Genomic DNA, 20,578 nt, shown 5'->3' on the forward strand with positions numbered 1-20,578 from the left:
TATGAATATAGTATCAATTGAATGTTCTTTTTCGAAATCTTTATATAATAAGTTAATCGCTATATCTTTTTTAAAGAAAATAGAGATAATTTATCTTCCTGATTTACTAAGAAAAGAAATAAATAGAGATTCATCTTTAGGCTTATCTATTAAAGAAAAATTATCTCAAGGAGAATTGGTAAAAGATGAAGATGTAAATAAATTAATTATTAATAAAATGAAAAATATAAGTTCTGATGTCATTATTATGGGATATCCTATAACAATAAATCAAACTGAACTATTCATAGGTAGTATAGAAAAACTTAGAGTGAAATCTAAACTCAAACATATTTCTATTAAAGAGGGCAAGAATAAAAAAGATATAAATGATATAATAAAAATTAAAAGAGCTTTTAATAGAAAAGGACAATTTATTGAAATTTCTAATTTTGATGAATTAGAATTAATATTGGGAAATAATATAAAATAATGCAATCCTCCGCACCTTGACATTTAGGGATAGCGTAATGGCAAGTATTAAAAGAAAGTATAATTAAATAACGAGAGTATTATTAGCCATTTATTCACGGGAATTCTATTTTTTAAATGGGAGTTCATCAGTTCACGTTGTTCGGGTGTAATGGCAAAACGATAAGTTAAAAAAGAAGCTACCTTGCATTAGATGGTGAGCTAGTTTAAAAAAGGCTTTTGATTTAGAAGTCTATGAAAGAGTAAATTTTAAAAATGATAAATATGAAAAAAGTATGTTTTTTATTTGCTATGATGTTTGTAGCATTAAATTTTGTTGGATGTAGTGAAAATGACGAAGTATCGAGTTCGGCAGAAAATCTATTAGGTACTTGGAAAATGGTTTCTTCTGTTTATGAAGGATCTTCAAGTATAACTGTCCAAGGTCAGAATATAGATAGTGAATACCGAGGAGAGTTTAAGAATATTGAGGCAAGTATGACCATTACAAAGAACCCGAATGAGTTATTGGCTGAAGGTTCTTATGATATTGATGTAAACTATAGCTCAAATGGTATATCTTCATCACAAACGATGTCTTATAATGATGTTTCTAACAAAGCAGAATGGTCTTTAAAGGATAATATTTAACAATTTCAGGAAAGTCATTTTCTGTGAATATTCCATCTAATAGCGGTATAGGAGGCGGATCAGCAACAAGTGCTTCACAACAATTTGTCATAGAGGAGTTAACTGCCTCTAAGTTACGTATCCGAAGTACAGTAAATGAAACTAAGAAAATTTCTGGCTTTACCTATAAGATAAAGATGAATGTTTTAATGGAGTATATTAGATAACTCCTGCCCCCTAGTTTATAACTAGTGGCGTATATGAGTAAGTATTAAGAATAACATAAAAATAAAACTACCTCACATTAAATTGTGAGGTAGTTTTATTTTATGTTTTAAAGTAAAGCTATACTTTACAGTTTATAAAATAGACTAAATTTTTCTTTTAAAGATAAATCCATCAATTACTGAGAATATATATTCACGGAGTTGTTGTTCAAAATTAGATACCTCTAAAATACGGTCGTGGGTATTTTTATCGATAGTCGTTTCGGTTCTACCTGTAAAATAGTCAAGACTATTATTTCATCAATACTAGTTGTAATTTTATATTAAACAAAATTGACTACTAAATTCTTGATTACTCACGTTAATTGGGGTATTAGAATAGTATTTTCTTTGAAGTAATGATGGCATCATTTGTAACAAAGGGCATTGGCATCATAGTTTCATTTCTAGGGTTTAAATTAAATTTAGGGTGTGATAGTAAATCATATGAAATTTCATTTAAAATAATGTTAGGTTTTGAATTTTTACTTAATGTTAAAGAGATTGATAATTCTTTATCAGTGTTAGCCATTTGATATGTTAAAAGTATTCCCTTATCAGCATCAAATGATTTCCCTTGGTTATATAAAACACCATTTATACACATGTTATAAATAGAAATTGGAGTTGAATTATAAAATTCATATTTATTAATTTTTCTTGAAGGAAATAGTGTAAAGCTTATTTCTCTTTTGTTATTTATAATAGTATCAATGTCTACCTTAATTTTAGACATAGGAATATTCTTATTAGCCGTTTTTTTATAGTGTGTATAACTAGTATTATATTTACTTTTTCCTTCATATTCTGGAATATTTCCTTCCGTGTAGTCTGCATTGAAAATCTGAGATACGTATGCATCAAATACAGTATTGTATGTAGCCCAATACGAAGTATTATTAGTAGAGTTTTGAATAAAAACTAAACTATTAGGTTTCTTTTTATCAATTGAAAACCCATTATTCACGGTAGCCATTATAAAAAGAATAATTGCAGTAAAGCCACTTAAAAATTGTAAAATACTTTTTTTCTTTGTTTGAATAAATATTGGAAGTGAAAACCCAAATATCAATGTTATTAGTAGTGCTACTATAAATAACATTTTTAAGCCTAAACCAACGGGAAATAACTGAACCATTGGTGTAATTATATATATTGTTGGTATGGATATAATAGCAAAAAGTATGGTCTTTGATTCTTTTTGAACATTCATAAAAATCAAAATACTTAGTATTAAAATAGAGGCATATACAGGAATAATTAAAAAGGCTGCACCCTGCAAATTTTGATAAATAAATACATTTAGGATTAAGCCAAATATTATAGGGGCAATAAATAGATCAACTGTTTTTTCATTTTTAAAATAACTATAAATTTTAAAAAGTATCCATAAAGATAAAAAGCTAAAGGCTGCTATATATTGATATCCATTATAGGTAAACCCATGTAAGATATCATTATAATGAGGATGAATAATTACTAATAACCTCCATAATAAGACACTAATTACACTAGTGATTACTAAAGACAATAAAAAAGGAAGAAAACCTTTTAAAGAGCCTTTTAAAGTTATTTTTCTACGCTTAACACCAATAATAAAAACGACAATGAAAAGTAAAATTGCAATAATTAGCATTGGGAGAATCCATGAAAAGGGGTATGATAAAATTTTGACAAAAGGAAAATTCACAAAAACAAAATCTTCATTGCTGTTTAAAACTGATAAATCAATGTTTGCAAAATGATTAAGTGAACTTATAAAATAATCAGCTTGATGTAAAAGGCTTTCTCTATTTAATCGTTCATATGAGTCTTGCTCAGTATGATAATCAAAATGGTCATCAATAAAAGCAAAATTAAAGCCATTAATATTAGCATGTTCTCTAAAAACAGTCAAATCAGTATCATTAGGCAATTTTTTATAAATACTATACATTAATGAATTTGCTGCTGGATAGTTAGGATTTGATTTTATAAATTCAGTTAAGAGGTTTTTGTTTTTACCATTCGTTTCCATTAGCATGTAACTTGAGCCTCCGCTTCCTCTAGCCTCGAAATTCAATACCAATCCAATATCCTTAGCCCAAGGATGATTTTCAACAAATGCCTGAGCACCCAATAAACCCAGCTCTTCTGCGTCAGAAAATAAAATAATAATGTCGTTCTTTACATTTTCTTTTTTAGCTAAAAAAGCTCTAATTCCTTCTAAGATTGTTACAACACCAGATCCAGCATCACTTGCACCGATTGAAGAGTGTGGATTAGAATCATAGTGAGTTAATAATAATAAAGCTTTACCATTTTCAGAACCTTTAATTTTTGTTATTATATTTTCAGTGGTGGTACTAGCTTTCCATTTTTTATTTATAGCAGTTTGTGTTTGAATTTCTGAAGTTAAGCCTAGTTTTTTTAATTCATTTATAATATAATTTTGAACTTCTTTATGTTCATTACTACCTGTATAATGAGGTTTTTTAGAAATGTTTTTTAAATGATATAGTGCATTATCTAATGAAAATTGAGTTTTTTTTGTTGTTGTTGAAATAGCTGGAATACTATCATTAAAAGCCCAAAAAATAGTCAATACTACTATTAAAATTGCCCAAAATTTATTTATTGATCTCATACAGAATTTTTAGGTGATAAATTTAGTTAAATATTACCTTTTTTAGATAAAAAACATAAGTCATTAAAAATCAGTATATTTAATGAATTAAAATAACTATTATGGGGATAATTAACTTTCAGGGAAAACGAACAAACGTCCAAAAAACAGATGCTGAACCTATTTTGGTCTCAGATTACATGACAACTAAAATCATCACATTTAAAGAAACTGAACCTATTGAAAACGTCATACAAACTTTAATAGAAAATAAAATATCTGGAGGGCCTGTTGTAAATGAAAATAATGAACTAATAGGCATAATATCAGAAGGAGATTGTATGAAGCAAATCTCTCAAAGTAGGTATCATAATTTGCCAATGGATAAAAATAATACAGTGAGTAAGGCAATGATTAAAGAAGTAGAAACAATTGACGGTAATATGAATGTTTTTGATGCTGTTAATAAATTTTTAGAATCTAAACGCAGAAGGTTTCCTATTGTTGAAAATGGGAAGTTGGTAGGTCAAATAAGTCAGAAAGATATATTAAAAGCGGCAATGAAGCTAAAAGGAAATACTTGGAAATAACTAGGATTTTCTTATTATTCTTTCCTTTGGTAAATCCGTAATTATTAATTTTTGTTTTTGATTACTTTTAAGTGAGGCAATTTTTGAATAAGAATAACCTGGTATTGGTTTATCTAAACTTTTCCATTCACAAATACCAGCAACCGTTATTTCTTCTCCTAATTCAATAATAGCTTCTGTGTATCGTAACGATTTATTAAAACCAAAAAGCCCCGTACTTTTAATATCATATTGTTTTAATAAAGCCTCAAATTTAGGTGAGGGATTATTAAATGTACCTGAGGATACTTTTGAATCAACAACTAGATGGCTTTTATAATTTTTTGGATTTTGTATTGGATTAACCATAATTAAATCTTCATTATTTTTTATCATAAATGATTGAATCTTTTCTTCGTAAACCAAAGTTTCCCAATATGAATTTTCATCATCTCCATTTTCTTGTTCAATTTTTATAGTAAAAAAAACACAGTTTCTTCTACTGTATGGGGCGATTAATGGTTCTTTGATAGTTTGAGCTTTACCAGTTATTTTAGTCAATCGATTTGTTTGGACATTACCTATTTTTGTATTGGGTATTTTTTTAGTGTTCTTATTATTACTTGCTTCTTACTGAAATAGAATATGAAGAAAGCGATTATGGAAATTATTAGAATTACTAGGATAATAATTGATGAGCTTCCTGATAAAGGCATAAAAATATAATTTTAGTCTGTTAGTAGTTATAGAGTCAATTAGGAAAATACAGTTTTAAGCTACTCTTGTTTAACTAGTAAAAACCATTCATTTTCCAATTCTAAATAGCCTTGGTCGTACACATAATAATATATACTTCCTTTTTTTGTGGTATAACTTGAGGTAATAAACTTAAAATCGAAACCTTTATCAAAAAGCCTACGCCTTGTTGTTTTAGTTTTTCCGGTAGTATTAAGTTCTGAAAGAATTTTATAGTTTTTTCGCAAACGATTATTAGTGTTTCTAATAAGGTTTTTACTTTCTTTATTTACTTTGTTATTAAACGCATTTCTACAATAATCAGAACAAAATTTTTTATCAATTCGTCCAATTACCTTTTCATTACACTCTAAACAGTTTTTTGAACTCATTTTTAATTATTTGATAACAAATGTATTAAAAATAATTAAACGTTTACATTCATTTACAAACGAAAACAAGTGTTTAACAACCTTTTAATGTTTGTTTTGTGTCACATCTTTGCAGAGTCAATTCAAATGAATGACAAAATCTTAACTGTTTAACGAATAAATAATACTATGAACGCACTAAAAAACAAAGTACAGTTGATTGGGAATTTAGGAAATGATCCTGAAATTATCACTTTAGATAGTGGTAAAAAGTTAGCTAAATTTTCAATAGCTACTAATGAAACATATAAAAATTCAGCTGGAGAAAAAGTAACAGACACACAGTGGCATAATATTGTAGCCTGGAACAAAACAGCAGAGATCATTGAGAAGTATTTACAAAAAGGAAACGAAGTGGTTATTGAGGGAAAATTAACATCACGATCTTTTGAAGATAATGAAGGTAACAAACGATATCTAACAGAGGTAGTATGTAATGAATTATTAATGTTAGGAAAGTAGGTGGGGAATTTGCTATAGCCATAGAAAAGAAGAAATTGAAAAAGAAAAAAAGGAATTGTGAAAACGATTCCTTTTTTGTTTGTTGCTGATGTTAATAAAATGTTTAGAAACTTTTTATATAACTTTAAAATAGGATTAAAATTAGTAAGATATTTACTATTTAGAATTAATCTAAATTTTAATTATGGGGATCAAAGAAATTATAAAAAGAGATTTTAGTATTGAAAAATTTTATTTAGATAAAATTACAAATGCTATTTTCAAGGCTATGACTGCGGTTGGTCAAGGCTCTGAAGATAGTGCACAAAACATTGCACTGAGTGCTTACGATTTATTACTAACCAAAAAGAAACAAGATTCTGAGTATACGCCAACTATCGAAGAGGTACAAGATGTGGTAGAACTTTGTTTGATGGAAAGTAAGTTTCCTAGGGTAGCAAAAGCTTATATTTTATATCGTAATAAACGAACAAAGGAGAGGGAAACAGATATTTTTGAAAAAAGAGTGAATCTTAAACCCTATGAGTATCCTCATTTGTATGAGTACGTTCCAGCTATTCGTCATTCTTATTGGATTCATACCGAATTTAATTTTACAAGTGACATTCAAGATTTTAAATCTGGCTTATCAGCAATTGAAAGAAATGCTATCAAAAACACGATGCTTGCCATTTCGCAAATAGAAGTAGCTGTAAAAAGTTTTTGGGGTGATTTATACCATCGTATGCCAAAACCAGAAATTGGTTCGGTAGGAGCTACATTTGCAGAAAGTGAAGTTCGTCATCATGATGCGTATTCACATCTTCTGGAAATTCTTGGTTTAAATGAAGAGTTCAAACTTTTAAAAAAGAAACCTGCTGTAATGAAGAGGGTTTTTTACTTGGAGTCAGCATTGAAAAATGCAAAAAGTGATAGCAACAAAGAATATGCAGAATCGATTTTATTATTTTCTTTATTTATTGAACATGTATCCTTGTTTTCACAGTTTTTGATTATAATGGCATTTAATAAGCATAGAAATAAATTGAAAGGTATTTCTAATGTAGTAGAAGCAACTTCGAAAGAAGAACAAATTCATGGTGATTTCGGTATCGATTTAATAAAGATTCTTCAAAAAGAACATCCTGAATGGTTCACACCAGAGTACCGCAGTATAATTAGAGAGATGTGTTTAAAAGCTTTTGAAGCAGAATGTGATATTGTAGATTGGATTTTTGAAGCAGGTGAGCTTAGTTTTATGCCAAAAAATGTAGTTAATGAATTTATAAAAAATAGATTCAATAAATCATTGATTGCCATTGGTATGGAAAAGGTTTTTGAAATAGATGAGCTACTCTTAGCACAAACGGAATGGTTTGATGATGAAATTATAGGAACTAAACATGGAGATTTCTTTGTTAAACGTTCTATTAATTATAGCAAAAGAACACAAAGTATAACAAGCGACGATCTCTTTTAACATATGAAAAATAATATAAGAACTGATGTAAATATAGATAAACATCAAAGGCTTTTAGATCAACAAAGAAAAGCTAAAAATAAAATGAATAGGAACTCTGACACCCCGTTTTTGTGGTTGAATGAGAATAGTAGGAAGTTTTTGTCTTCTGGTTATCTGAGCGAAAGTGAATCTGCAGAGAGTAGGATAGAAGCGATAGCAGGAAGAGCAGAGGAAATCTTGAAGATTCCTGGTTTTGCAGATAAGTTTTATTATTACATGTCGGAAGGTTTTTATTCTTTAGCCTCTCCTGTTTGGTCTAATTTTGGAAAAGATTGTGGGTTACCAGTTAGTTGTTTTGGTTCGCACGTCGATGACGATATTGGCAATATTTTATTTTCGCAGTCTGAGGTCGGAATGATGTCTAAATTAGGTGGAGGTACTTCTGGATATTTTGGGAAAATTAGGCACCGAGGAGCTCCGATTAAAAATAATGGAGAAGCTTCGGGTGCGGTTCATATTATGAGGCTTTTTGAATCCATGGTAGATGTGGTGAGTCAAGGATCGGTTAGAAGAGGGCGTTTTTCTCCATACCTTCCTATAGAACATCCAGATATTAAAGAGTTTTTAGAGATAGGTACGGAAGGTAATCCTATTCAAGAATTAACTCATGGGGTAACGGTTACCGATGCTTGGATGCAATCCATGATTGATGGTGATGAAGAGAAAAGAATTATTTGGGCGAAAGTGTTACAAAGTAGAGGAGAAATGGGATATCCTTATATTTTCTTTACAGATAATGCCAATAACAATGCAGCTGATATCTATCAAGAGAAAAAGGAAAGAATTCATGCCAGCAATTTATGTACAGAAATAATGCTCCCTTCAAATGATACATCTTCCTTTGTATGTGTACTTTCTAGTATGAACTTATTACATTATGATAAGTGGAAACATACTGATGCTGTAGAAACTTTAGTATACTTTTTGGATGCGGTGATAACAGAGTTCATTGAAAAGCTAGAAATATATAGAGATTCAGAAAGTAAGGATGATCAGCAAACTTTCCTATTCATGGAAAGAGCTTATAATTTTGCAAAAGAGCATAGAGCCTTAGGCTTGGGAGTTTTAGGATGGCATTCTTTGTTGCAGTCGAAAATGATGGAGTTTGAAAGCCAAGAGGCATTTAATCTAAATAATGAAATTTTTAAAGTTTTAAAAGAACGTTCTTATGAGGCTTCCAAAAGTTTAGCGGCTACTTTTGGAGAACCAAAAATGCTTAAAGGGTATGGAAGACGCAACACTACACTTAATGCTATAGCCCCTACAACTTCTTCGGCATTTATTTTAGGTCAAGTTTCTCAAGGTATAGAACCAGTATGGTCAAATATTTATGTGAAAGATATCGCTAAAATTAAAACTACGATTAAAAACCCATTCTTAGTGAAATTATTACAAGAAAAAGGAATGGATTCTAAAGAAGTTTGGCGACATATTAGAGATAAAGATGGATCAGTACAAGACTTAGATTTTCTTTCCGATAAAGAAAAAAATGTATTTAAGACCTATTCGGAAATTGATCAAATGAATATTATATATCAAGCAGCAAGTAGGCAGCATCACATAGATCAAGGACAGTCGCTAAATATAATTGTTCACCCAGATATGCCAATAAAGGAAATTAATAAAATTCACATTACTGCATGGAAATTAGGACTAAAGTCTCTTTATTACCAACACAGTATGAATGCAGCACAAAAATTTAAACAAAAGAAGGAATGTAGTAGTTGTGAAGCATAATAAATCTAACTATCAGGATATTTTAAAGAAAAATTATAAAATTTCCTTTAAGATACCTGATAGTTCAATTTGGAAAAGAGTACCTTTAATAAGATCTTTCAACAATTGTAAATCGTTATAACTACTCACAAGTCGAAGCTGGTGCAAAGGGGTTTCTAGGATAATGCATTTATAATATTTTGAATGTTTTCCTTTTGAAGATTCAGAAACGTTGTTCATTGTATTGATTACATCTTGAAAGAAAATTTCCAATTCAAAAATATTAAATATTAAAATGGTATTATTGAAAAGAAGGTAAATGTCTTGTTCAAAATCTATATTTTCGATTTCACTTTTATCAAAAAAAGCTATTCCAATTTTATTGGAATGTATTTTATCTATTCTATCTATATCTATTTTCATTTTTCGTATTTCTTGAAACCATCAAATATTTGGATGGGAATAATACTTACAAATGTAGTTATTTATAATTATTCTAAATAAAAATAAATAAGTAAATATTATCTTTTCAAGTATATGAGTATAAATAACGGATATTTCAGACTACTTTTTTATAAAATAGAGTTTCAATAAAAAGGAGGTTAACTATAATAGTGTAACCTCCTTAACATCAAGTTCCCTCTCATAACAATAATTAAAAACAAACTAACACCGATTTTTTTAGAGAGTCGTATAACTTAATACACTGAATTATAGTGTATTTTTTCGGTATGACCTTAAAGGTGCTATTTGATATCATTAATTTTCTTTGAAATCATGTTTAATGAATTAGATTTCCACAAAGTTTAACCTTTAATCGTACTGCACCAGGTAAATAAGCTAAAGGAATAGATTCTTTAGTTATCATATGGATGCTGTTTTTATCCGTTCCTTTTTGAGTTAATGTTTCCTGTACTTCATCGATTAGTTTTTCCAACATTTCGGTTTCGTTATGTTTTGTAGTTTGTATTACAATCTCTTTCTCGCTACTCATTTGGGCAATACAAGCACCAAAGGCATTTGCCACTTCCATATGTTCTGGAAATACGACTTTCGATGCACCTTTAATACTATCCGGTAATAAAAAGGCACCACCGCCACAAGCAATAACAGGAATATCTTTAGATTCTGTTTTTAATTTGTCTACTAGCTTTTCAATTTCGATTTGAATACAAGAACGTACTTCTGTAACAATCTTTTTATAAGGAAGTTGTACATGATTTTCCATTTCTTGTTGTAGTTTCTTTGCTGGTAAGGCGTTTTCAATGTTTAGCTTTCCTTCTGCCAAAAGAGATCGGATAAAGTAAATATATTGCCTCCAAATGCGATTGCTTTTTCTTTGAGTTGATAACCGACAGAATCGGTCCTAAGCTACATTGGCCATTGCTAAATCTAATGATCGTTCCTCCTCCAATTCCTACGGCTACGACATCTGGCATTCTAAAATTAGTTAAAACACCACCAATTTGAGCGGCTTGTGTACTTTCTCTTGGAAAATAGTTCACTAAAACCCCTCCATCCGAAGTGGTTCCTCCAACATCAATTACAATACCATTTTTGATTTTTGATAGAGCGCCTGCTCCCCTAATACTGTTTGTTGGCCCAGAAGATATAGTTAAAACCGGATAGTCTTGTACGTGATCTAAAGACATTAGCGTTCCATCGTTTTGCCCGATGAACAGTTGCGCGTTTAATCCTAATTTGGATACCGTTTCTTTAAATGCATGTACCATTTTTTTTGCTACTCCTTGAAGCGATGCGTTTAGTATGGCCGCATTTTCTCTTTCTAAGAGTCCGAGTCCACCAATTTGATGAGAGCAAGTAATACGAACAGTATCTCCAAAAATTTCTTGTGCCCATTGCGCAACTTGGAGTTCTTGGTCAGGTAACGTTTTAGAAAAAATCCCTGTGATGGCAAGAGATTCTATTTCTCCCTTCATTTTTTGTAGGCAGGAAACAACTTCCTTTTTTATTAATGGACTAATGGGTCTGCCATCAAATTCATACCCGCCATGAACTAGATAAACATGCTTTGCCAATACCTGTTTTAGGTCTTCCGGAAAATCGGTCATAGTAGGAATACCACCACTTGCTGGTAAACCTAAACGAAGTACTCCGATTTTATTTAATTCTTTTCTTTCCACTAAAGCATTCGTACAATGGGTAGTTCCAAGCATGATATATTTGATTTTATCTTTTGGAACTGCTTTTTTGTAAAGCACGGTTTTTATGGCATTCTCTATACCCGTACTAATATCTAATGTGGTTGTTTGTTTTGTTTTTGCCAAAATTTCGTTGTCCTGAGAAACTAAAACAGCATCTGTATTTGTTCCTCCGACATCTACACCAATTTTATAATACATCTTTATACGATTTTGTTTAACTTTTCAATAGGGGTATATTCTTCTTTGTATCCAAATTTTTTAGGTTCACCCAGCACAATTCCTTCTGGAGTGCGCCACTGTGGATCGGCCTTCATTCCTAACACCATTACTCTGGTGCCATATTGTATACTTTCTGCAGTTATTGGATGGGCGTTTTCAGCATCAATTAAGACAATTAAATCTGGTGTTATTGCTACTGGTATACCATCTTTTTTTGCCAAGAGAAATTCATTTTGAAATTCTAATAGCATCGTAGAGTTTGCATCTTTTTCTAATCCTGAAATTTCACAAATTCCTTTGTTCCATCTTCCTTCGGTTTTGATAGTGATATTACTGATTTTACCAGTAAATAAAGGAATTGCATCTGCCTCGTTCACAAGAGATTCTAAAGGGTTTTTATTTTCTTTTTTGGCATCAATAATAGATGCTCCTAATTTTTGAGCATAAGAAATTATACCATGAACGGCGGCCTGTTTTACCTGTTTACCAGTCATTGGATAACATCCGATAGCACAGCTTCCTCCCATTTGTATAGTAGTTGCTCCAACTAAGGTTTCTCCCCACGTATTATTGATGGTATGGTATACGTTTTTATTTCCTTTTTCATCCGCTTGGGTAATGGGGGAAACCGGAATATTATGTAGGGTAAAAGTGGTCATTTCCAATCTCGGAAAAGCTCTACCCATGCCATCCGCATCTACAAGAGGAATCTGTTGTTCGGCAGCAATGGCAAAAGGAATTACACCATTCAGTCCTCCAGCTTCTGCAGACATGACGGCGTCGATTTTTTTACCTAAATATTCTTCCATCATTTTAAATGCTTCGGTAAATTCTTTTCCAGAAAATAACTTTTCCAGTAAAATCATAGGAGCTCCAAATGCTGCAATAGGAACTACTAACGCATCATCTAGCAAGTCGTTGGGAGGCAGTAAACGAACTTTTCCAAAGTTTTTAATTGCCTCTTGTGCAAGTAATTTTCCGATATAAGGATCACCTCCCCCTCCTGTTCCCAGAATGGTGGATCCCATAGCGATATATTCGATATCATGTTCACTTATTAGTCTCATTTTTTATTGTTTTTTGAAGTATAAAATAGCTTAACATAGCAATCAGTATTCCTAGAATATTTTTAATTTCAGAATCCATAAATATCATGACAGTAACACCAATTAACCAAGAAATAATACCATTCCAGTTTATTTTTGCTGGCGTTTCTGTATAGGTTTTGGATAGATAAAAATCGGAAATCATTACCCCAGCAATGGGGGTTATCGTAATGGTTAGAAACGTGATAAAATTCATGAATTGTGATAATACACCAGCAGCAGCTAACCCAATTCCAATACCACCAATGATTAGTGTAGTTTTGGATCTATTTTTATCCGATAGTTGGAAAAGATTATTAAAAGCTAAACCAGAGGAATAAATATTCATGACATTTGATGTCCACGTAGCTAAAATCAAAATGCTCATCGCTAAAAATGGAAATCCAAGCGAAGAGAATATGGTTACAATATCATAGGTTTCTTGGGTAATTGCTAAAATTCCACCAATTGCCAAAAGACACATAGCAGAGGGTACAATGCCAAGTATAGACCCTAGGATAGCATCTTTTTTGCTTGCTGCAAACCGATTGTAATCCGCTGAAATTACACCACCTACGGAAATAAACCCTATAGTAAATCCTATGGCTTGTAATAGAGACATTTTTTCTGTAGGTTGAAAACAGAGTATATCTTCCCAAGAGTGGTTTTGAAAAGTTATGTACATAGCATATGCCAATAGGATAATGATGGCGGGAACAGCGATATAGTTCAACCATTTTACATAGGTGAAACCAAATACTGCGGTAATTACCATAAGGATCCCCCAGCATATAGAGGAGAGCCATACAGGAATATGTATCCCATTTATTTCCAGAAGGATTTTAGCAAAGGAAGCTCCGGCAATATTGGTTTGTATTCCAAACCAACCCAATGTAGAAATACCAATTACTAGTCCAACAATAACTGCTGCGCCCTTACTTCCGAAACTACTAGAAGCTAAGGAGACTGTAGATTTTCTGTGTATTACGGCAGAAACGCTCAGTAGTGACATAAAGAGTACTACGATATTGAAGCCGATAAACCCTGCCCATAAGGCATTGGAAAAGGAAAGCGAGTGTATTAAAGTACTACCTACTAATAAGGCAGGAACACTTACAATTCCTCCAAACCATATTCCAGAAAGGCTATACCATTTTGTATTGTATTGTGGTGTCATATTACATGCTGTTTTTAACTATTTTTCCATCTTTCAGAATTACTTTAATCGTATTGTTATTTGATAAAGAATGGATATCTTCTAAGGGGTTTTTTTGTACCAGAATAAGATCTGCTATTTTATTTTCTTCGATGGTACCAACTTTGTTTTCCATCTGCAGACAAGCCGCCGCAGTTTTCGTACTAGCAACTATGGCATCCATGGGAGTAATCCCCAAATTACACATTAGTTGTAGCTCTTCGAGATTTCTTCCGTGTTGCATAATGCCAGAATCTGTTCCCATGGCAATCTGCACACCTTGTTCATACGCCTTCGCAATACTTTTTTGATGGGTTTCGAATATTTCTTTTGCTTTATCTTTTGCTGCTTGTGGATACTCGCCGTCAATGACAGAATGTATGGCAAGAAGAGTAGGAACTAGAAATACCTTATTTTTTAACATTAAATCAATAGCTTCTTGATCCAGGGTTACACCATGCTCAATAGAATGTACTCCTGCTTTAATGGCATTTTTTATACCCTGTAATCCTTGTGCATGTGCCATCACTTTAATCCCTTTACGCATAGCTCCTTCCTCTACCATGATACTAAGTTCTTTACTGCTAAATTGTGTAAAGTCTGGATGGTCTGTAGGACTTAATACGCCGCCAGTACTACATACTTTTATGACATCTGCTCCTGCTCTTAGAATTTCACGAACTCTTTTCCGTACTTCTCTTGGTCCGTCGCATATACTAGCAGGGCTACCTGGGTAGGGTGGACTTAAAAGATGTAAGGTAATTCCAGAAGGTAACCATGCATCCAAATGACCACCAGTGATGCTAAGTGGTGTAATGCTAATCTTTAATTTAGGCCCTTCTATCAATCCTAGTTCGATTGCTTTTTTTACCCCAAAATCTGCTCCACCTGCATCTCTGGCACTAGTAATTCCAGCATGCAGAAGTGATTTTAAGTTAGCGATAGCATGATAAAAATTCAATGAGAACGGTGTGTGTAAATGTTGCATTAATTTGTAATTATTGAACATTACATGGACGTGGCAGTCAATCATTCCCGGAAGGAGAAACAATCCTTTTGCATCAATTATTTGATCGGCTTGCAGCTGTTTTGTATCTGATTTTTCAATGTGTTTAATAAGATTATCTTCAATTACAACAGACCCTTCATATGGAGGTTTGCCAGTACCATCAATTATCTTGGCATTTTTGATAAGGAGTGTATTTTTGGTTTCCATATGTGGTATTAATTTTTTACTATTGAATTGTTTTCGATGTTGCACCAAAGAGAACGTAAAGTAATTTTACATCTTCTAGAATTATTCCTCCGTGTCCTTCATAATAATCGATCATAAATGCATCGCCCGATTGGATTGTTTTGTGTTTTTTTGGATCGTTTTCTAACAGTAGTTTTACTTTTCCTTCTAGTAGACAAACTATCTTTTTTTGCTCATGTTTGGTAAATCCTTCCTCTGGAATACGAGTTCCTTTTTTTAAATGTACCGTGCCGAATTGCAGTTGTAATTGCGATTCTTTATGGTTGAAAAATTCTTTTAAATGTTCTCCTAGTATGCCATTGGAGAAGGATATCCTCTGTAATTCCATTTTGGCTGCGTATTATTGGTTTCGTTCGTTGAGCACATAGATTAAGGTAGTATCTTCTAAAACATTCCCTGCTTGTGCTTCCATAGCATTTATGTATATGGCGTCTCCTGCTTTTAGGTACCCTTGAATGCTTTCGTCTTCCTGTAGTATTTCGATACAGCCTTTGGTAATAATAGAGACCTCATTAAAAGGATGTTTAGAAAAACCACTTTCTGGAATTCTTGTTCCTTTTTTTAGAAAAACAGTTCCCAATGTGGTTGTTATTCCTTGATTGTTTTCCAATAGTAGCTCCTTATTATAAGGTTCGTTCGGATTTGGATAGGTAATTTTTGTTGTTTTCATTAGGCTATAAGGATTCTATTTCCGAATTCGTAATCTTTTTGAAATAAACCAAATCGTTCTAGATCTTTTTCGGGAGGTGGTTCCGAGCTCCATATTTTAGAAGGCGTCCACTGGTATTTTCTTTTCAGGAAAGCCATTTGCTCTGCCTGTTTTAGCGCAGCAATCGACGGGTCGATTACTGGAACCATGAATTTGGATTGTATCTCTTTATAAAATCCAAATTCTAGTGTACAGCCCAGAATAATAGCTTCTGCGTAATCTTCGTTTAGGGCCTTTTCTGTTGCTTCCAGTAGTTTGGAAGCAGTGAAATCATGATTTTCTTGAAATTCTCGTACGTTCATCTGAACATTTCTAAAGGATGCCAAATGTGGTTCATATCCATAGGTTTTAATGGTGTGCTGCATTTCGTATTCCCATTTTTTTTGCCCAATGATTACAGAGAAACGGTTGCATAGTTTTGTTACAATTTCAAGAGAGGATTGGCAGGGTCCAATTACAATCATATCGCCAGAAATTTCTCGTGCCTCTAGGATATGCGGATCATAAAAACATCCTATGATAAGGGCATCAAATCCTTCTTGGGCAGCTTTTTTAGTTGCTTTGATCACATCTGATGCAATAAGTGTATTGTAGGTGCGGTATTCTAAATTATCCATTACACCGACGGATGCTGGTAAAGAGGTAACATGAACTTCCGAGTTTGGGAGTTTATTTTCTCTAATCATCTCTGTAAAAAAAGAGTCGTATGCATCAAAGCCAACAGGATTTAGATACATTATTTTTAGTTTTTCTTTCATGGGAAGCTAGTTTTATACAAGATGAATATCGTAGTGTTCGTTTGCCTGCTCTTCCGTTATGTATCCATTCTTTAGATCTAATAAAACTTGATCTACAGAACGATTTTTGGGGCTACCATAGCCACCCCCAGTAGCAGTGACACATCGCACAATATCTCCTTTTGTTAATCGGATATTGGTGCCAAGGCTATGGCGTTCTTTGGTACCATCTTTTCGCAGTATCATAAAGTAGTTATAGGATCCCTCATGACCACCATTCATTCCCCAGGTTTTTGTTTTTTCTCCATGAAATGCGGCAGTTACGTAAGCTTCTTCTGCGGTAATTTTATAGTCTAAGTATTGTCCATTTCCTCCTTGAAACTCACCATACCCACCACCTTCATTATGGAAAGCGTATTGTTCTACTTGAATACCATAGCGCATCTCCCTAATTTCTATAGGAATATTATAAGATTCTCCACTTCCACAGGATAACTGTCCTCTGTTACCGTCATGGTTGGCCGATGCCCCCCAACCTCCTGCAAGCGGTTCTGCTTGAATAAAGAATTGTTTGGTATCTGGATGTACGCCGGAAATGAAGGTTGCACAAACAGATCTGAGGTGACCTGCGGGTAATTTTGTTGGAATTATCGGCGCTAAAATTTTCCAAACTAGATCAATTGCAGAAATAAGAACTTCGTAGTAAATGGATACTGCTGATGGTGCTTGTGCGCTAACAATTGTTCCGGATCACAAAGTACTTTCATGGGTCGAAAAGCACCACCATTGGCATCCATTTGAGGAGTGGTTATGGCTTTGAAGAGGCTTCTGCACCCCGTAACTAAACCGCTAAATGACAGATTAGTAGCTCCTTTTACTTGTGGGTGGGAGCCATTGAAATCTACAATAAACTCACTATTACTTACTGTAATTTTTGCTTTTATAGGAAAGGGACCTTCGTTAAATCCATTGTCTTCAATTATAGATTCTCCTTTATAGGTGCCGTTAGGAATTTCTTTCAACGCTTCAATACACATGCGTTCTCCATAATCTAGAAAATCTTCTTTTGCTTTCATGAAGGTAGGAAAACCATATTTTTCAATGATAGATATTACCCTTTTCGCACCAACTTCTGCTGCTGCAATTCCGGCAAATAAATCACCCAAAGTGCTATCTGGTAAACGAACATTTGCTTTAATAAGATCTATAATTGCAGTATTTAATTGGCCTTCGGATTTGATTTTTATAAAAGGAAAGTGCAAACCTTCCTGATAGATTTCTGTAGCTACGGTAGACACCGAACCAGGGAAGGTACCTCCTAGTTCTGTCCAATGCGCTTTGTTTACTGTATATGCAACCAGTTTATTTTTGTAGAAAACTGGATAAATTACAGAGACATCAGACAAATGAGTACCTCCACCGGCATAAGGTGTGTTGGCAATAATAACATCGCCCTCCTTCAAGTCCCCCACTTGATTAAATTTTTCTTTTGTTGCTTTCACCACAGAATCTAAAGCAGCTAGGAATGCTGTGACCCCATTTCCTTGTGCAAGAAGTTCGCCGTTAGCATCGGTGATTCCTACGGCGTAGTCTAACGATTCGTATATGATAGGACTCATACTAGTTCTTTGTAGCGTTTGAAACATTTCATCTCCTGCTGCAACTAGTGCATCTTGAATTATCTCTAAAGTAAATTTTTCCATTATACAGATGATTTTAGGTGTAAAATTAGGTTTCCATATGCGTCAATGAGTACATTGTACAAAGGAGATACTACTGTTGTAGTTGCTTTTTCTGCAATAATAGCTGGACCATCAATAATCATTGTTGGTTCTAACATCTCTCTATGATAAAATGGCGTACTATGTTTGCCTAAATCATCAAAGTCTACTTCTCTGGTATCAAAAATGGCGTCTTCCACTAATTTATTTGTTATATGCAGTTTTGGAAAATCTGGTTTATCTACCTCCACTTCTGCTACCAAATGAAAATTGACTAATTCTACAGCAGAATCCAGTTCAAACGAATATTGTTTTTTATGTTCTTTATGGAAATTATGAATGATATCTTCCAAGCAGATGTTTTTTGAAAAATCCTTTAGGATCACTTTTACATAATGTTCTTGGCCTGCATATCTCAAGTCTGCATAGTACGTAAACTGAATTACATCTTCTGTATAATTATCGGCTTTAAAATTTTCTAAAGCAAGTAATCGCATTGCTTTGAAAGTTTCTAAAATCACAATTTTTTGACTTTCTATTATGTTTAGTACATTGGTTCTTATATAATCTCTTCTAATATCCGACATTAACATTCCAAATGCAGAAAATACGCCGGCGTGCGGAGGAACGATAATTTCTTGTATTTGTAGTTCTTTAGCCAGATCTGCTGCATGCATAGCACCTCCACCTCCAATTACCACTAAAGAAAAATCTCTTGGATCATAACCTTTATTCACCGAAATTAACTTGAGAGCATTCACCATATTGGCATTGGCTATTCTCAAAATTCCTTTTGCAATATCTTCCTTAGAACCATGCAGTTCCATACAAAGAGGAGTAGCTGCGGTTTCAATGCTGTCCATGTCTGGTTGCATTTCTCCTCCTAAAAAATAATCAGGATGTATTCTTCCGGTAAGGATGTTCGCGTCTGTAGTGGTAAGGTTGGTTCCACCTCTTCCATAGGCAGCTGGACCAGGCATAGCACCGGAACTTTTGGGACCGACATGCATTTTTCCTCCTTTATCTATCCAAGCAATACTTCCTCCGCCATTACCTATTTCCACAATATCGATAACAGGCGTTTGTATGGGGTAACCGGCTTCGGTTCTGGAATGTTCGATTTTATAGTTCGTAGTGATCTTCACTTGACCATTTTCTACAAGAGCACATTTCGCGGTAGTACCTCCGATATCCAATACAATTAAATTCTTTTTATCGATGACTTTACCAAGTGCAATGGCACCAAAAATACCGCTAGCAGGCCCTGATTCTACCATAGTTATCGGATTGGATTTGACATCTTTTATGGTTGTAATTCCACCATTAGATTGCATAATGTAGGGGGCTTCTTTTAATCCTTGTTGTGCTAATTTATCTTGCAATCTGTTGAGGTATTTTTTAGCAATAGGAAGTACATAACCTGATAAAACGGTAGAGCTGGTTCTCTCGTATTCTCGCCATTCTCTCGTAACTTCGTGAGAAGCGATTATTTCGATCTTCACTTTCTAGTTTTTTTAAGTGTTCTATAACTTGTATTTCATGTTCTGCATTTTTGTAGGCATGTAAAAAACAAACGGCGATGGCCTCTACATTTTCTTTCTTACAAATAGTAATAATATTTTTTAAAGAATCAAGATTTGGTGCTTTTAATCTCTTTCCTTTATAGTCCATTCTTTCTTCTAATTCAAAACGTAAATATCTAGGTACAAACGGAGCTTGTTTTACAAAATTAAAGTTGAATAAATCAGGACGGTTACATCTTGCTATTTCCAACACATCTCTAAATCCTTTTGTGGTAATCAAAGCAGTTTTTACCCCTTTTCGTTCGGTAAGTGCATTGATAACAACTGTGGTTCCATGCGCAAAAAAATCTACTTCTCTTAAGTCAATATTCCCTTTGTATATTGTGTTTAAAACACCTTGTTCAAAATTGGATGGGGTGGTGTCTGATTTTGCAATCTTTACGCCAATCGGTTTACCTGTTTGTTTGTCAAATTCAAGGCATACAAGGTCTGTAAAAGTACCTCCTATATCGGTTGCGACTCTCATTGTATTAGTGATTATTTGATTATGATTATAAAAAGCCACTGAATGTATGTTCAGTGGCTTTACCCTTCTAACTAAACT

At 33.1% G+C, this 20,578-nt stretch carries 21 protein-coding genes and 1 pseudogene; 7 read left to right on the forward strand and 15 right to left on the reverse strand.

The window, feature by feature from the left end:
• Window position 1: 1 nt before the first annotated feature.
• From ACMFBB_RS13155 to ACMFBB_RS13165, 3 genes are all read left to right on the forward strand, one after another.
• On the forward strand, window positions 2–472 hold the full coding sequence (locus ACMFBB_RS13155; protein WP_435261230.1) for a nucleoside monophosphate kinase: 471 nt from the start codon (window positions 2–4) through the stop codon (window positions 470–472).
• A 263-nt stretch (window positions 473–735) separates the two neighbouring features.
• Window positions 736–1,101 carry a hypothetical protein gene (locus tag ACMFBB_RS13160; protein WP_435261231.1) on the forward strand — a complete coding sequence of 122 codons (366 nt, stop codon included), beginning with the start codon at window positions 736–738 and terminating at the stop codon, window positions 1,099–1,101.
• Between the two features lie 23 nt (window positions 1,102–1,124).
• Window positions 1,125–1,307, forward strand: a complete 183-nt coding sequence (locus ACMFBB_RS13165) for a hypothetical protein (protein ID WP_435261232.1) — start codon at window positions 1,125–1,127, stop codon at window positions 1,305–1,307.
• A gap of 373 nt (window positions 1,308–1,680) precedes the next feature.
• On the opposite strand, the gene ACMFBB_RS13170 is transcribed toward ACMFBB_RS13165, so the two are convergent.
• Window positions 1,681–3,972, reverse strand: a complete 2,292-nt coding sequence (locus tag ACMFBB_RS13170; protein ID WP_435261233.1) for a M28 family peptidase — start codon at window positions 3,970–3,972, stop codon at window positions 1,681–1,683.
• A 101-nt stretch (window positions 3,973–4,073) separates the two neighbouring features.
• Between ACMFBB_RS13170 and ACMFBB_RS13175 the strand changes: the two genes are divergently transcribed.
• The gene (locus ACMFBB_RS13175; protein WP_435261234.1) at window positions 4,074–4,541 is read left to right on the forward strand and encodes a CBS domain-containing protein; all 468 of its coding nucleotides are present in this window, start codon (window positions 4,074–4,076) and stop codon (window positions 4,539–4,541) included.
• Here the strand turns inward: ACMFBB_RS13175 and ACMFBB_RS13180 are convergent, their stop codons facing one another.
• Complete coding sequence (locus ACMFBB_RS13180; protein ID WP_435261235.1) at window positions 4,542–5,081, reverse strand: hypothetical protein; 540 nt, start codon at window positions 5,079–5,081, stop codon at window positions 4,542–4,544.
• Between the two features lie 215 nt (window positions 5,082–5,296).
• Window positions 5,297–5,647, reverse strand: a complete 351-nt coding sequence (locus ACMFBB_RS13185) for a hypothetical protein (protein ID WP_435261236.1) — start codon at window positions 5,645–5,647, stop codon at window positions 5,297–5,299.
• A 168-nt stretch (window positions 5,648–5,815) separates the two neighbouring features.
• Between ACMFBB_RS13185 and ACMFBB_RS13190 the strand changes: the two genes are divergently transcribed.
• The 3 genes from ACMFBB_RS13190 (at window position 5,816) to ACMFBB_RS13200 (ending at window position 9,386) form a co-directional block, all read left to right on the forward strand.
• Window positions 5,816–6,148, forward strand: a complete 333-nt coding sequence (locus tag ACMFBB_RS13190; RefSeq protein WP_435261237.1) for a single-stranded DNA-binding protein — start codon at window positions 5,816–5,818, stop codon at window positions 6,146–6,148.
• A 184-nt stretch (window positions 6,149–6,332) separates the two neighbouring features.
• On the forward strand, window positions 6,333–7,607 hold the full coding sequence (locus tag ACMFBB_RS13195; protein WP_435261238.1) for a ribonucleotide-diphosphate reductase subunit beta: 1,275 nt from the start codon (window positions 6,333–6,335) through the stop codon (window positions 7,605–7,607).
• A gap of 3 nt (window positions 7,608–7,610) precedes the next feature.
• Window positions 7,611–9,386 (forward strand): ribonucleoside-diphosphate reductase subunit alpha, encoded by a 1,776-nt coding sequence (locus ACMFBB_RS13200; RefSeq protein WP_435261239.1) that lies wholly within the window; start codon window positions 7,611–7,613, stop codon window positions 9,384–9,386.
• A 33-nt stretch (window positions 9,387–9,419) separates the two neighbouring features.
• Here the strand turns inward: ACMFBB_RS13200 and ACMFBB_RS13205 are convergent, their stop codons facing one another.
• The 12 genes and pseudogenes from ACMFBB_RS13205 to ACMFBB_RS13260 all read right to left on the reverse strand — a co-directional run bounded on the left by ACMFBB_RS13205 (window position 9,420) and on the right by ACMFBB_RS13260 (window position 20,500).
• Complete coding sequence (locus tag ACMFBB_RS13205; RefSeq protein ID WP_435261240.1) at window positions 9,420–9,788, reverse strand: hypothetical protein; 369 nt, start codon at window positions 9,786–9,788, stop codon at window positions 9,420–9,422.
• Between the two features lie 358 nt (window positions 9,789–10,146).
• The gene (locus tag ACMFBB_RS13210) at window positions 10,147–10,653 is read right to left on the reverse strand and encodes a hypothetical protein (protein ID WP_435261241.1); all 507 of its coding nucleotides are present in this window, start codon (window positions 10,651–10,653) and stop codon (window positions 10,147–10,149) included.
• On the reverse strand, window positions 10,628–11,728 hold the full coding sequence (locus ACMFBB_RS13215) for a hydantoinase/oxoprolinase N-terminal domain-containing protein (RefSeq protein WP_435261242.1): 1,101 nt from the start codon (window positions 11,726–11,728) through the stop codon (window positions 10,628–10,630). The genes ACMFBB_RS13210 and ACMFBB_RS13215 overlap by 26 nt, the downstream gene beginning before the upstream one ends.
• 2 nt (window positions 11,729–11,730) lie before the next feature.
• Complete coding sequence (locus ACMFBB_RS13220; protein WP_435261243.1) at window positions 11,731–12,816, reverse strand: DUF917 domain-containing protein; 1,086 nt, start codon at window positions 12,814–12,816, stop codon at window positions 11,731–11,733.
• Window positions 12,800–14,011, reverse strand: a complete 1,212-nt coding sequence (locus ACMFBB_RS13225) for a cytosine permease (protein ID WP_435261244.1) — start codon at window positions 14,009–14,011, stop codon at window positions 12,800–12,802. Before ACMFBB_RS13225 ends, ACMFBB_RS13220 begins: the two co-directional genes overlap by 17 nt.
• A 1-nt stretch (window position 14,012) precedes the next feature.
• Window positions 14,013–15,245 carry an amidohydrolase family protein gene (locus ACMFBB_RS13230; protein ID WP_435261245.1) on the reverse strand — a complete coding sequence of 411 codons (1,233 nt, stop codon included), beginning with the start codon at window positions 15,243–15,245 and terminating at the stop codon, window positions 14,013–14,015.
• A gap of 19 nt (window positions 15,246–15,264) precedes the next feature.
• A complete protein-coding gene (locus tag ACMFBB_RS13235) occupies window positions 15,265–15,612 on the reverse strand; it encodes a hypothetical protein (protein ID WP_435261246.1) in 348 nt (115 codons plus the stop codon).
• A 12-nt stretch (window positions 15,613–15,624) separates the two neighbouring features.
• On the reverse strand, window positions 15,625–15,954 hold the full coding sequence (locus ACMFBB_RS13240) for a cupin domain-containing protein (RefSeq protein ID WP_435261247.1): 330 nt from the start codon (window positions 15,952–15,954) through the stop codon (window positions 15,625–15,627).
• A complete protein-coding gene (locus tag ACMFBB_RS13245) occupies window positions 15,954–16,751 on the reverse strand; it encodes an aspartate/glutamate racemase family protein (protein WP_435261248.1) in 798 nt (265 codons plus the stop codon). Before ACMFBB_RS13245 ends, ACMFBB_RS13240 begins: the two co-directional genes overlap by 1 nt.
• Before the next feature lie 12 nt (window positions 16,752–16,763).
• Window positions 16,764–18,433 (reverse strand): annotated as a pseudogene (locus ACMFBB_RS13250) (hydantoinase B/oxoprolinase family protein).
• Window positions 18,433–19,953 (reverse strand): hydantoinase/oxoprolinase family protein, encoded by a 1,521-nt coding sequence (locus ACMFBB_RS13255; RefSeq protein WP_435261249.1) that lies wholly within the window; start codon window positions 19,951–19,953, stop codon window positions 18,433–18,435. The pseudogene ACMFBB_RS13250 and the gene ACMFBB_RS13255 overlap by 1 nt, the downstream one beginning before the upstream one ends.
• Entirely contained in the window at window positions 19,850–20,500 is a 651-nt protein-coding gene (locus ACMFBB_RS13260) for a hydantoinase/oxoprolinase N-terminal domain-containing protein (protein WP_435261250.1), read from the reverse strand. Before ACMFBB_RS13260 ends, ACMFBB_RS13255 begins: the two co-directional genes overlap by 104 nt.
• Window positions 20,501–20,578: the final 78 nt, after the last annotated feature.

The organism is Tenacibaculum sp. nBUS_03 (genome assembly GCF_051201695.1).
Taxonomy (GTDB): Bacteria; Bacteroidota; Bacteroidia; order Flavobacteriales; family Flavobacteriaceae; genus Polaribacter.